Source organism: Neorhizobium huautlense (genome assembly GCF_002968575.1).
GTDB lineage: Bacteria > Pseudomonadota > Alphaproteobacteria > Rhizobiales > Rhizobiaceae > Neorhizobium > Neorhizobium huautlense.
Window position 1 is genome coordinate 1 of record NZ_PVBM01000050.1, and the last position, 12,858, is coordinate 12,858.

A 12,858-nucleotide genomic window follows, 5' to 3' on the forward strand; every position below is an offset into this window, starting at 1 on the left:
CTACCCCGCCCCATGCAGGTGAGCCAAGTATCAACCGGCGACGGAATAATTGCTATCGAGAAAGCTAAAGCCGAAGGGGGTGCCCCTCACCCGCCCCCGCTCCGCCCTTTCAACCCGGCCCAGCCGGCCGGATCGGGGGCTGATCATCAGAGCCAGTGTCGCGCTTCTAACTGGATAACAGCGTCGCAGCCCTATTCAGCTTTGACAGCAGCAATCTTGGATTGAAGCACCGAATAGCTTTGCCTTTATCTCGCCGGGATCCCTTAGTTGACATAACCTACTAATAAATCACATTTTCGTTACCATTCTCGATCAATTTTCTCGCATTTCACACACGCAGGAGATGTTTTGTCTTTGCGCGCTGGGATTTCCCTTATATAAAGCTGTCATGAAGCAGCGCCGACGTCGTACTGACGGACGCGGAGACTAATCGGCGCTTTGCGGCAGATTCGCCATGGGGATGAGGACCAGAACAGATTCTACGGCATTGATCGGAAGGACTCACAAAGGCAGAGGGGCTGCTGCGCATTTGGGAAAACTAACCACATTGAGCGCTTGAATCATTGGAAAAGAATGGGAAGATTTTTGTCGCCCCGCCCAAGGACGGAAGCGACTTCAAGGAATTGTTCAAGCAGTTAGCTGCGGTGGGTGCGGGTCGTCCGGTAGGCACCGACGGCTTTCCCCAGGGGCCATGGACTCCGGAGCTTCTGGCGGAGGCGATTACGCAGATCGACTCCAATCGGGCCGGGATCGATTTACGCACCGTACAGCTATGGTTTCAAGAGAATGACAAGGGGGTCAGCCCTTCCAACATCGCGTGGCTGGCACGGATCTTCGGCTGCGATGATAAGGAAGCAACGAGCGAATGGCTCCTGGAGCTCAGCGCAGCGCAATCTCGCCTCATTGCCAAGCGGCGAGATTCGAGGAAGTCGGCAACTAGTACAGCGTTGCCGGATATGGCTCGGGCTGTGACTTTTGATAGTGAGACGCCGATCTCAGACGAGGTGACAGAATGGCGTCAAGTCTCTCAAGAAAAAAAGCGATTCAACTTGGCACGGCGGTCGGAGGCCCTTTTTGCTAGCGGATCTCCGCTGAACCTCCCCGCGTTGACCTTCGCCGGTGCCTCAGCCCTCGGATTTCTGTCGTATATCGTGGGGATCCACAGCGTCACGTATAATCGACCCGATGGAACCTCAAAGCAGGTCGGCTTCCTTTGGGCGCCGAACTGGACGCTTCTGTTCATGATACTCTTGCCGTTATTTTTTTGGCTTGTGACCGAGCTGCTTATCTTTTGGAAAAGGGATGCGCGTTTCAGTCTACTGGCGCAGACTGAGCAGTTTGAAGCCGACGCCCCCTGGTCCCGAAACATCGAGTCATATTCTCATACATATTGGGCGGTCTTCGTAATTTGCGTGCTCATCGCCGGTGTTCTCCAGTGGATCGGCGTGTGTTTGATCCCGCTGCTGAACGGCGGTGGCGACTACGCGACAAGTTGGGGCACGATAACCATTGTGCAACCCGATCTCATATCAGTGCCAACGGAGATCGCTTTCACTGGGCTGGCTTACCTGTATATGTGCCTCTGCTTCTATCTGTTCTTCGCAGGCCTTATTTTGCTCCACACAATCATACACGATTTCGGGAGAATCGAAGAGGGACTAATGCATCGGCTTGGGGGAAAACATCGCTCTGAGGGCGGCGAAATCCGCATGAGAGTAATGCGGGGCATTTTCCGGTGCACCATCGTTGGCGTCCTCATTGCCATATGTATGAAAGTTCAGAGTTCCTATCTGAGCTCGAACGGAGGGGACATCGTGACCTGGATACTCCGTGATTTCGTTTCGGTGGTTTATCCCGACCATCACGCTGCCAACAGCTTCGCCTATAGGATGCCCACGCATTTCAGCAGCCTCCTTGTGGCCATTTCGGCCTGTGTCGTTTTTCTATACGGTTCCATCCGCCTAAACGTCGGAGATCCGTTTCGTGAGGCTTTGTGGAAGATGTCGGCGGTCGTGGGCCTGCTCTTTGCCACCTATTTATTGATTGATGTCTTTGACGGCTTTTCAATCCTCCTCATCGCTGGAGTGCTGATCGCGGCCTACGGCCTCTTCGATCCCGAGTTCGCGCTGCCGCAATCGCGCAAATCGGAGAGCAATCATGGTATTTCATAGGTGGCTGGATCGTTGGGACGAACATCGCGCTCAACGCGGTGAAGCAGCGAAGAAAGCGACGGATTTCATCCTCGACGCGGGCCGTGCCTTTCCCGGCGCGGAGGAGATAAATTCCCTTGAGCAGTTTTGTGTTCGTGCCGAACGCGCTGTTTCTGATCCAGGCTTTTACGATGAGCCGGCGGGGAGTGCGCGAGGCTTTGACTTGCACAACGGGTGGCTTAAATTTCCTTCGGAGATTGCCACCGATGTGGACGAGAACAACACCGTCTGGGCAAAATTAACCGAAAGTTGCTCGCGCGACCAGGTTCTGGTGATTTTCCATCATTGGAATGCCAGCGCCCGAAATCGTCAGATCGCGAGTTTCTTCTCGCGGCGTGGGATCACGGTCGTGGAGATTGCAATGCCCTATCATTTCGAACGCAGCCGACCCGGCGCGCTGTATGCCGACGATATGCTCAGCTCAAATCTCGGCCGCACGATCCAATCGATAAGACAGGCTGTGTTGGATGGGCGAAAGCTCATCCGGTGGCTGAAGAGCGAAGGCTACGATGAAATCTCGGTTCTTGGCATGAGCTTGGGCTCATGGGTGGCAGGTCTGATTGCCGCGCACGAACCTGCTGTATCGAAGGCTTCGCTGTTCCTGACGGCGGGAAGTCTCGCAGACATGGTTTGGACGGGGCGCGCAACACGATCGATCCGCGACAGCCTAGAACCGGCAATCAGGCTCACAGATTTGCGGAGGGCATGGGCTCCGCTGAATTTGGAGAATTTCGCGCATGATCTCGCACGACCCGATCTTGCACTTCAAGCGGTGTTCGCGACCCGAGACAAGGTGGTGTTGCCCGAGCTAACAAAACACTTCATCGAAAAGCTCCATCAAGCAGGCGCGGTGCCAGAGGTTCTCAAGCTGAACTGTGGTCACTACTCTCTCGGCGCGCCACCGTACATTTTGCTAGGGGGCTGTAGTCTGAAGCGCTTTCTATCGCGCGCAAAAGCTCCAAACGGCATTATCCGATCAGCGATTGGGCAGTCAAAAATCTAACGGACGAGACCTTCGGTTTTCCGACTCCGTCTTTCGCGTGAACCTATGAAAAATTTCCGTACCCACGCAATCTCGCTTGGCCGCAAGCTAAGAACTTACCTGGGTTCGGGAATTCAATGTTCTCCCGCTGTGGCACGCCCGAGCCCTCCCTGCAAAAATCGTCGCTTATAAACAAGCACTTACTGGAACCGTTTCGTTTCGTTTCGGTTGGTTTCGCATGATATCGTGCAATCTGCGGTAATCGTCCCTTTTATCAATTTCAAAAAATCGCAAAGGCGTCCCGCAGATCTGTCGGGGCCGGGGACGCCAATCATGGGTTTAGGACTTAGGGAAAGCAAGTCGGCATGATAGCAGGTATGGAGACTGACGTACTCGACGTTCACGGCATCCGCAGGCAAGAGGGCTCAGTTGGCCTAGTCATTTTTGAGCGTGACGACATTCTGCTGCGGCATAGACCGCAGTTAGCAGATCATACGCTGGGAGATATCGACACCGAATTCTTGGCAATGCTCCAGGACATGCGCGAGCTCAGCGTTCGCTTCGGATTTATTTGGCGGCACACCACGTTCCCATACAATCGTGGTACGGGCATTGGCAGTGCAAGGCTTACGCAGCTGCTCGACGATCTCCTGAAGGTCTCGGGTGCCTCGCCAGACTTTTGGATGGAGACGACCCATTTTCTGGGCCCAGGCCAGCCCCCGGGTTGGCCTGGAGCCTCTGAGCTCGACGTGATATTGAAGCTAGCCGAATGGTACGAGGTCGATCCGACCATGACCGTCTTGGTGCGCAAGGGAGAGTTCTATCACTACAGCGCAGCGACGCCAGCTTTCACCGAGATTCTATATCAAAGATTAAATGCCGGCAGCTCGCGCGAAAGCGATCGACGAGCTAGTCTGGATTGGGTCAAGACGAAGATCAAGCACGCTTTGAAACTGCTATGATTTTGGATCGGCAATCGCCATGAGATCTGAAAATGCCTCGTTTGCCGAGCCGATACCTCGGCTACCGGCTTCGATCCCGATCCTTACCCTGCGGAGGGCGAAGTTTGATCGATTTCGACTGATCGCGTTCCCGTCGCTGGTTGCGTTCGCGATCCGTCCGACTGTTCTCGGAACTCTCGTGCTCCGAATTTGACCGTGCTATGCGAGATTGGTCGGCAGTACGGCTGTTTGAAGTCCTGTTATCTATCCCCTGCTCCGCGACGTGGTCGCGACCAGCCGACGACTTCGTTTCCAGGCTATCAGAGGAACGCTTGGCCCTATTGACGCCCGCGCGATCGCGATCCTTAGTTACACGCGAGTCCAGCTGCAGCCCCACGACCTTACCGATGATGGTAGTCCCCTGCTCGAAGAGCCGCCGATCGGTTGGGCTGAGGATCTTCGCGGCGACGCTAATGGCGGTTGTCGCCAGAGTCTCCTTTGCCGCCTTTGCCTGAGCGGCGCTGATCGGAGTGGATCGCAGCATGTGTTCTTCTCCTTTCATTTTATTGGGATCATGTCCGTCGCGCACGGCCGTTTCTAATCGACGATACTCGCGCTGCAACCCCATCGACAGATCGTGACTCAGTTCGCGCGCCGTGCTGGGTGCACTTCGGTCCTTGGCAATGCCTTCCAGCATTTGGATGACGCGCCCAACTGAGTGCTTGGTCTGATCGAACCGCCGCCTCGCCTCTTCCAGCTTTGGCGCCGTGGGCTTGTCGCGAAGCTTGGAGATTACTTTTTCGGCGACATTAGACGGTGCTGTCGCACCCATGCGGTGAAACATCTCCCACTCCCACCTCTTTACCGGCGGAGGACCTGCGCGTTCGACGCGCTTTTGACGATCGATCGCTATGCCGCGTTCCCGCGCCTTTTCCGCGAAGCGAGCGCGCCACTCCGTGAAGTCACGGATATTTGGATTGAGCATCTTGCCGCTGCTGTTACGTAACCCGACGATCACATGCATATGCGGATGCTTATCAAGGTCATTGCGGTTGTGGACGGCATAAGCATAGCGGTGACCGAAAAATTGCTCTCTCAGGAAATCGCGGCCAGCAAGGATGAACTGATCCCGGTCGACATTGGCCGGCCCCGACAGCAACAGATGCATGAAGTCCCGAGGCTGGCGTGTCTGCATGAGCGCCCCGACGATCTTGCCGTCCGCAGTGAGTTGCTTGTGATCGCTTGTTGTCACCTCGCGCCGTGCGACGCTTTGGTGATAGCGGCCGCTCTTGCCCGGACGCTCCTCAATGTGCGTCTTGGTCGAAAGCGTTACTTCCGCGTCTCGGCGCTGCATCGCATGCAGCGCCGCCGTAAAACCCTTCGGACCACTCGAAAACTCCGCCGGACAGCGCGAAACCGGCGCGATCCCCTCCGCTCGCAGTGCCTTGTCCACCCGTGCATCGATCGCGCGCGCGTCATCGATCTCAGCCGCGATGCGATTCTGGCTGCTGCGGTCGGATCGGTCCCTCTTCTCATGCGCAATCACCAGCACGAGGTTCAGACGGGATTGGCCCTTCACGCCTTCGCTGACGCTGAACGCGTAGGTCCGATCCGTATCACCAACGTCGCGGAACCCTTCTGACGCGAGCGAGCTCAATGCGCGCGCAACGCGGTCCCGATCGGTGCTCTCGAGCTCATAGGTCAGCCGCAGCACGTCCTTGCTTCCTTTCCGGTTTCCGAACTCCCTCTCCCAGGATCGGACTTCTGCGCTGAGATCGGAGACTTCGCGGCCATCCTGATCGTGTGGCTTTTCTTCCTTGCTTTGATAGGCAAGAACGTTGCGTGCCGAGGCAGCGCCTGCTCCATACGACAACACCTTGACGACGACGGCGTTGTTGCCACTCGCCCTGCTGAACGCGGTCACTGCGCCGGCGTTGCGTGCTGCCGAGGGCATGCCGGTATTTGCCCTCGGTAGCACTTTTTTCGCTCCACCGCCCCCGCCGCCGCGCCGTCGAAGCTCGTCCTCGATGAGGTCGAAATAGCTCGGCAGCCTTCTGCCTTCACGCCTAGATCCGGAGCGACTTCTGGAGAGGTCGTTCATCGTGTCTCCTGATCAGATCGGCGACAAAGGTCGAAGGTCTTACGAAAGCTGCATCACGGATTGAGTCCAGGGCGCTCATCACCTCGTCCAGCTTCGCCATGATGGCCGCGCCCAGCACAGCCTGGTCGCGCTCTTTCGACAGAAACTCCTCGTTGCGAAAGGCAAGCTCGCGGAGGAACTGATGCATGTTTCCCAGCTGCCGGTCATGCTCCTCCAGCATCGCCGACACATGCATGATCTCTCTGGTGACGATGAGCTTTGCAACAAGATTGACAGAGATATCGAGACGGCTGGCAAGCAGATCCACGTTGCTGAGGACATGGGCAGGTAGACGGAACATGACGGCCGGTTCACGCATCTGCCTACATCCCCCTCGCCTTCAAGGCTTCGAGGATCAGTCTGTGGGTCGCCGATGAGAGCTGTTCATGCCGTTCCAGCGATACACGGAAGATTCTCGTCAGCACGTCGTCATCGAGGTAAAGGGAAATGCGCTTTCGCTTGACCGATCCCACGTTCACATCGGCTTGGGCCTTTACTGCCTGCTCTTCCCGAAGTTTGCGATTCACTGGAGAGCGACGGTGCTCTGACCTCGTTTCCCGCTCGACGCCCTCTTGCGCCGGATGAGGATCCTCCGGCATGAGCTTGTCCAGGTCGAGGCCGGTCGGCATGTAAGAGGTAGCATCCTCCTGCACGTCCCTCGCCTGGTCTTCTCTCGATCGGGCAAGAGCGAGAATGTTGCCGGCTGGAGTTCTTTCCCTCGACATCGCGCTCAGGCAGCCTCGGCCTGCAGAAGGCCGATGAATTCGTTGTTGATCTTTTTGACCAGGTCGATCGCATCAAGCACGCTTTCTGAGGCACGCCGCTTGGCCGACGGCGTCAGCGCCGGATTGTTCTCGATGCTGGCAAGCTTGGAATAGAGCGATCCGAAGCCGGCGCCGACGTCGCTAAAGTGATTGCTCTTGCGAATGACCGTGTCCACCATTCTAATCCGGCCGCTCGTCAGGATAGCATGGACCTCCGGAAGGGAGCGATTATGCCTGAGGGCGATCATGTCCACATAGTTCCAGATCGCTGCGTACGGGATTGGACCTTGCACCCGCGTCCTGGAAATCTCCTTCAAAATCGTCACGACCTTGATTGCTGAGGTCGCGGCCGTCGGCTCGGGTATGACAGGAATGAGAACTGCATCGCATTCGTAATAGACTTCGATTGCCCGTTGGTGGACGTATCCGCCAACGTCGTAAATCCGGATATCGGCCGCGGGCGCCTCCGCAAGGCGATCTGCGAACCGATCGTCCGGCGCGACTCGCAGATGCAGCAGCGTGCCGTCGCTCGGGAGCAGCCCTCGCTTCATGGAGACATTGTACCAGCGGGTCGACGATTCCTGCTCATCACAATCGATGAGCAGTGTCCTATGTCCTTGCTGCGCGAACTCGGCCGCGAGATTGACGTTCAAGGTCGATTTCCCAGCGCCGCCCTTGAAGGTCGAGATCGCGAGCGAGAGTGGTTTGCCTGTCATGGATCCCTCAGCCCCGAAGTTTCATTTTGCTCTGCGCCCGATGACGAGCCGCGATCAGATCGTCGTTGATTCTCATCGCCTCGCACTCGCGGGCTGCATCTGCCTTGAGATCACTGCCCGGCCAGAGTTTCAGGATCGGCAGAAGAAGGAGCATGAAGAAGGTAATCGTAGCGCCTTTGAACCAATGGAACTGCGCGTAAAGATCCAGCGCCCATTGCCATAGAGCCCGCGTCCACTCCGGCGAGAATAAGAGATATGAAATCGTCAGCGCAAGGGCGTAGGCAACAAAAGCGGTAATCAAGACACAGGCGGCCGAGACGACCAGGAAGTTGGCGATTAAGATCAAGAACCACACGGCCCGGAAAGCGGCAGTCACGATCCTGATGGCCTTTTGCTGTGCCGACATGTGCCTTTCTCCGTATGCCAGTTCCGCGTTGCAAAAGTCATATCGCAATCTCTCCGAATCTTCCAGACTTGCACTTCAGTATAATTTTGTGCATCATCTCCAGAGCCAATTGATGACGGACGCAAGCATGAATCCTGGCGCACGACGGCTCGCTGAACTCCTCTTCTGCACCATTGCATGCGGGACGAATGCCGTCGCACTCGCGGGCGAAGAGGATGCCGTCTCGAAATTTGTCAGCTATTATCAGAAGGCCTGTGCAGAAGGGCGCGATCTGATCCCTGCCCCCCAAACGGCCCTCGATACCTCGTCGATCGCCGAGCGGCTCGACCTGCAAACCATCACACCTGAAGGCGCATTGAGCGGGAGCGCATTTCTTGCCTCCGACGGAACCATCGTCAAATTGGCCGGCGCCCAAGGCTGCCTCTCGACCGAGGGGATGGAATTCGCCAGCCTGCAGACGACATGCGCGATGGTCTCGCTCGCCGGCCTAACCGCCATGCTCGGCGAAGCGGCGGCGCCCGCCGCCAATGCTTTCCCGTGCCATTTCATCGGCCAAAATGCTGGTTCGCCGAGCGTAGGTTTTGCCGAATGCTTTTTCGTGAAGGACGGTGAAACACAATCGCTTTCCGAAGTGCTCATTACGAAGGGAGTAGCGTTCGCGGCACGCGATCGCACCGGCCGGGCAGTGTTTCCAGAATATGCACAGGCAGAGAGACGCGCACAGATGGCCAAAGCCGGAATCTGGGCTAACGCCCGCTTCACGCATCCTTACGGTGAGCGCTATCGCGCGAATCCCTCCACGAACTGATCCGATGAGGTTCCTGATGTTGATGTCCACGCTCGCAGCCTCCAGCCTTTTCGCAGGCATATCGATCATGCCCATGCTCGCGGGCTCGAACCTCTCAGAACCTCCTCACTTCCAAGCTCCTATTGTCTCGGTTCAGGCGCTCGGGAGCGAACGGGCCAGCGCAGATAGCCACGAAAACGATAGAACCGAATTCGCGCGGTTTCCAGTACAGGCGCAATTCGAAACCGGCGACACCTGGATTTCCGGCGGGCGGCGATATCGCCTCTACGGCCTGCAAGCGTGTCTCCGCGGGACCTCCGTCACAATTTCTCCCGGCGTCGTCAGAGATTGCGGAGAGCTCAACCTGATTATGGTACAGGCGTTGATAAGAGATACGGATCCCGTCTGTACAACCATCAAGGATCTCGATCAGAACAATGCCGTGGTCGGCTGCCAGACGACAGCAGGCGAACGGTCCTATGATCTGGCAACTTACATGATCGCTCAGGGGTGGGGATTTGCCGCGGTAGACACCACCGGCCCCTTGATCGTCCCCGGCTACAGGGTGGCGGAAGAAAGTGCGCGATCGGCACGAGCCGGGCTGTGGGCTTACTCGGACTTGCCCCACCCCGTCACAATCCTAACGGACCAAAGAAGTGCACAACGATGAAAGTTGTCTCCTTGTCGATCATGTTTCTGACGATCACAGCGGCGGCCTCGACGGCACAAGTCCGGCCGGCTGACATCCCGCGGCAGATCTATGGAAAAGTCCGGGTCATCGACGCGACTTCCTTTGAATTCAGGAAGAGTGCGCAGACCGTGCGGCTTGCGGGATATGAAGCCCCCCGCCTTGAGCAAACAGCGACGAGCGATGGGATTGACTGGCCGGCTGGCCAAGTCTCGCGGGCCTGGATGATCCTTCGCACACTTGGGCAGGACGTCAACTGCGCACCTATTGCTCGCGACGCCAACGGTGTGATTCTCGCCCATTGCTTTATCGGGGAGACAAACCTTGCCGCCACGGCGATCGCAGAGGGCATCGGTTACGCCTTCAATTACCGCGGCGAACCTCAGGTGCCCGCATATTTCGACATCGAGAGGAAAGCCCGTGGCCTGGGATACGGAGTCTGGTCATCGTTGGATCTCCTTCCTCCGTGGCTCTACACCGCCTGGCAGGCGGAAGGGAATAAGGCCAGGGATCGTTCACTGGAGCCTGACAGCGACATGCCTCTGCCCTTGCCCGTTGTCCGCGACAAATCGCCCATTCCAAACGAAGTGCATGGAGGTTGAATGAACCGCATTGTTGGAGCCGCTATGGCGCTCATCTTGCTGTCCTTATCCGCTTCGACAGCGATCGCCGGGGACGGCGTTACTCAAAACCAGATGCAGCAGCGCGACCCGGGCTCTTGCGGTGCCGGAGGCGCTGGTTGCGATCCAGCCGAGGTTCAACGATGGAAAGCTGTCGGCAACAAGCTTGCCGATCTCTCGTCAGCCGATCTCAGCCAGTACGCCTATGCCTGCGCCAAGCATCCGGATTGGAAAAAAGACTGCGAGACCGATCCGGCTCTTATCCTGAAGCGCCCTGGGATTAAGGGATACTGGAGGTGGCGATGAACAAGTCCCCCGGTGGCGCGGTCTTGGCGGTGACCACCTTTCTGGTTGGCACGGCCGGCGGCTATGCGATCAACGAAGTGATCAGAAGTGGCCACGAGACCGAACACGAACACGAGATCGCTCGACTGAAAGACGGAGCGTCACAAAAGACGAAACCTGACGTCCCAAGCGACGAGGAGGCTAGCGCTGTGCTTGCGCAATCCGCCCGGCGATGCGCGTTTCGGAACGCAATCCGCGTCATTCCGTGCCGCGTGTGACCTGCTCGGGTATCATCGCAACGACGGCGGGATCATTTGCCGGAGCAAGCCAACCCGGCGTGCTCTCCTTTGCAGAAATTGATGGCGTCTGGACGCAGATCCAATGAACAGTTTGAGGGGGCAGACAATGAGACCGACACTGATAATGGCCGCAATCATGGTTGGTTCGGCCTTTGCGCCATCAGCGCTCCCGGCGAATGCCGAGGATGCATCCTGGGGATGCCAGGTTCTGCTCTGCGCCGCATCACAGAACCCGTCCTGGCACGGGGTTCCCTACTGCGTTCCGCCCATGACAGAGCTCATTGCAGCCATGAAGGAGCCGGGGTTTTCGTGGCCAATCTGCCATGAGGCCAATGCAGGCAAGCCGGGACACGAGACCTACGATGACTGCCCCACAGGCACCAACCTCGGCTACAGCTCGCAGGGAGATAATGGCTGGAGGGGCGAGCCTGACCAATGCATTAAGACGGTGGATGTATGCCGATCTCCCGGTCAGCGCGCTTCCGAAACCAACCAGAGCAATGTCGTGATACGGCGGAGCTTCGGTGACCGAAGCGATAGCTGCGTTCGGCAGATCGCAATGCCGCGGCCGCGCCGTGCAGAGGCGTATTACTTCGATATCCCTAACGAACAAGGCGTGAAGCAGAGGTTCTGGTTCAACCTGAACCATTAATCCGCTTCGGACCAGTGTCACCGGAAGAACTTACGTCGGCTCGGCGGTTGTCTTCTTTTCCCTTCGACGGGCTCGCCACTCGGCGATCCGAGCAAGATCACTTTCCGAGATTCTGAACAAATCCTCAATCGTGACATTCCACTCGCGCTGCATCTTATCGAGGGTGGACAGCTTGACATCCCGCATGCCGCGGGTGACTTGCGACATGTACGCTTCAGACACGCCAAGTTGGTCGGCCAGATCCTTGTTCGTCAACCGCCGTTGAGCCTTCAACCGCATCAGACCGATAGCGAGCCGTTCCTGGAAGGAGAGAGACGTCAGGTCGATCACATTCGAAACTTGGTCGGCGCTATCGTCCGTCAACTGCGACATCAAACGACACCCTCGCGCGGAGTTCCCTTCAACGCGCTCCCGAGCCATACGGGCCGATAACCAAGTGCGTGAGCGCGCCGACAGTCACGTGGATGTTTCAAAGTTCTAATGCTCATCCGATGCATAAGGCTGTCCAGAGACTAAAAAACTTAAGCGTTAACGTGCTCATCTTCGTGTGCGACTTCAATACACTGCAGCGGGCAACCTGTGCAAGCGGCCCCCGACGTCTCTCGAAGCGGACAATTATCCTCCTTGTAGACCCATCTCCGATTGCTCCAAACTTTTACTGCGGTTAAATTTTTGATCTGTTTCCTATGAACGGAGAACACGTATGGGATCGCTCGAACAGTTTGGCTATCGGATCAACCTGCGGCAATTAGCAATAGCGATCCTATTTCTGGCGCTCGCATTCGTCGCCGCTCGGATGGCTTTTCGAGACAGCTTGACTTTGGGCTATGCCATGGTCATTCCGACCTACATCTTCCTGTCGGTCGTCATTGAAGGTGCTCGGTCGGCGAGAAGCAGCTTTTGGGGCATTCGCAGTTGGGCGGAAACGACCTTTGCTCTCGCTTGCTCCGCGGGGGTCGGGTATCTCGGCTTCAGCCTGTGGTCGATCGGGCACTGACGGCGAACGATGCGTATCGTGGTCCGCAACAGCCCAACGCATATGTTGGCTGAACTAACCGACAGCAAGGCCCTCGCGTTGCGCGCTTGGTACGGCAACGCTGCCTCAAGCGCCGATGAGGCGGTTGCGCTTTCAGTTATCCGCCGCGTCAAGTTGATGAATGGCTGGATCGAATGTGATTGCCTGGAGGCACACCATCAGCCACTGCTTGCTCCGATCCAACAGGAGCGCACCTTCACGCTGCGGCGGCTGACGCCGAAGGACGATGCCCCCGGTCGGCATGAGGAGCGACCAAACCACGCCGTCGCCTGTCCGTTCCACGTCGACAAGGACGCCAGTCCCGTCCTCATTGACCGCGGCTACCATCTTCG

15 protein-coding genes and 1 pseudogene are annotated in these 12,858 nt (G+C 57.3%); 10 read left to right on the forward strand and 6 right to left on the reverse strand.

What is annotated here, in order from left to right; all coding sequences use genetic code 11:
- The first annotated feature begins 563 nt into the window (after positions 1 to 563).
- The 3 genes from C5L12_RS26575 to C5L12_RS26585 all read left to right on the forward strand — a co-directional run bounded on the left by C5L12_RS26575 (position 564) and on the right by C5L12_RS26585 (position 4,154).
- The gene (locus tag C5L12_RS26575) at positions 564 to 2,171 is read left to right on the forward strand and encodes an RcgA family putative transporter (protein ID WP_105375023.1); all 1,608 of its coding nucleotides are present in this window, start codon (positions 564 to 566) and stop codon (positions 2,169 to 2,171) included.
- Entirely contained in the window at positions 2,158 to 3,213 is a 1,056-nt protein-coding gene (locus tag C5L12_RS26580; RefSeq protein WP_105375024.1) for an RcgR family putative quorum lactone hydrolase, read from the forward strand. Before C5L12_RS26575 ends, C5L12_RS26580 begins: the two co-directional genes overlap by 14 nt.
- Positions 3,214 to 3,569: 356 nt before the next feature.
- Positions 3,570 to 4,154, forward strand: a complete 585-nt coding sequence (locus C5L12_RS26585; RefSeq protein WP_105375035.1) for a hypothetical protein — start codon at positions 3,570 to 3,572, stop codon at positions 4,152 to 4,154.
- A gap of 61 nt (positions 4,155 to 4,215) precedes the next feature.
- Here the strand turns inward: C5L12_RS26585 and C5L12_RS26590 are convergent, their stop codons facing one another.
- From C5L12_RS26590 to C5L12_RS26610, 5 genes are all read right to left on the reverse strand, one after another.
- Positions 4,216 to 5,847 (reverse strand): relaxase/mobilization nuclease domain-containing protein, encoded by a 1,632-nt coding sequence (locus C5L12_RS26590; protein WP_245423049.1) that lies wholly within the window; start codon positions 5,845 to 5,847, stop codon positions 4,216 to 4,218.
- Between the two features lie 352 nt (positions 5,848 to 6,199).
- Complete coding sequence (locus C5L12_RS26595) at positions 6,200 to 6,592, reverse strand: hypothetical protein (RefSeq protein ID WP_105375026.1); 393 nt, start codon at positions 6,590 to 6,592, stop codon at positions 6,200 to 6,202.
- A gap of 4 nt (positions 6,593 to 6,596) precedes the next feature.
- Entirely contained in the window at positions 6,597 to 6,998 is a 402-nt protein-coding gene (locus tag C5L12_RS26600) for a hypothetical protein (RefSeq protein WP_105375027.1), read from the reverse strand.
- A gap of 5 nt (positions 6,999 to 7,003) precedes the next feature.
- Positions 7,004 to 7,753, reverse strand: coding sequence for a ParA family protein (locus C5L12_RS26605; RefSeq protein ID WP_105375028.1), 750 nt, complete (start codon positions 7,751 to 7,753; stop codon positions 7,004 to 7,006).
- Positions 7,754 to 7,760: 7 nt separating this feature from the next.
- Complete coding sequence (locus tag C5L12_RS26610; protein ID WP_105375029.1) at positions 7,761 to 8,159, reverse strand: hypothetical protein; 399 nt, start codon at positions 8,157 to 8,159, stop codon at positions 7,761 to 7,763.
- A 112-nt stretch (positions 8,160 to 8,271) separates the two neighbouring features.
- Here C5L12_RS26610 and C5L12_RS26615 point away from each other — a divergent pair, with 112 nt between their 5' ends.
- Genes C5L12_RS26615 through C5L12_RS26635 form a run of 5 tightly spaced genes read left to right on the forward strand, consistent with a single transcriptional unit; the run spans position 8,272 to position 10,817 of the window.
- Positions 8,272 to 8,967: a thermonuclease family protein gene (locus tag C5L12_RS26615; protein WP_245423051.1), complete on the forward strand. Its 696-nt coding sequence runs from the start codon at positions 8,272 to 8,274 to the stop codon at positions 8,965 to 8,967.
- A 16-nt stretch (positions 8,968 to 8,983) separates the two neighbouring features.
- Positions 8,984 to 9,616 (forward strand): thermonuclease family protein, encoded by a 633-nt coding sequence (locus C5L12_RS26620; protein WP_105375030.1) that lies wholly within the window; start codon positions 8,984 to 8,986, stop codon positions 9,614 to 9,616.
- Positions 9,613 to 10,236, forward strand: coding sequence for a thermonuclease family protein (locus tag C5L12_RS26625; protein WP_105375031.1), 624 nt, complete (start codon positions 9,613 to 9,615; stop codon positions 10,234 to 10,236). The genes C5L12_RS26620 and C5L12_RS26625 overlap by 4 nt, the downstream gene beginning before the upstream one ends.
- Positions 10,237 to 10,560, forward strand: a complete 324-nt coding sequence (locus tag C5L12_RS26630; protein WP_105375032.1) for a hypothetical protein — start codon at positions 10,237 to 10,239, stop codon at positions 10,558 to 10,560.
- Entirely contained in the window at positions 10,557 to 10,817 is a 261-nt protein-coding gene (locus C5L12_RS26635) for a hypothetical protein (protein ID WP_245423050.1), read from the forward strand. The genes C5L12_RS26630 and C5L12_RS26635 overlap by 4 nt, the downstream gene beginning before the upstream one ends.
- A gap of 703 nt (positions 10,818 to 11,520) precedes the next feature.
- Here C5L12_RS26635 and C5L12_RS26645 read toward each other — a convergent pair.
- The gene (locus tag C5L12_RS26645; protein ID WP_105375033.1) at positions 11,521 to 11,862 is read right to left on the reverse strand and encodes a helix-turn-helix domain-containing protein; all 342 of its coding nucleotides are present in this window, start codon (positions 11,860 to 11,862) and stop codon (positions 11,521 to 11,523) included.
- Between the two features lie 331 nt (positions 11,863 to 12,193).
- Here C5L12_RS26645 and C5L12_RS26650 point away from each other — a divergent pair, with 331 nt between their 5' ends.
- Complete coding sequence (locus C5L12_RS26650) at positions 12,194 to 12,487, forward strand: hypothetical protein (protein ID WP_105375034.1); 294 nt, start codon at positions 12,194 to 12,196, stop codon at positions 12,485 to 12,487.
- A gap of 9 nt (positions 12,488 to 12,496) precedes the next feature.
- Positions 12,497 to 12,858: pseudogene (locus C5L12_RS26655) on the forward strand (hypothetical protein); the annotation flags it as partial.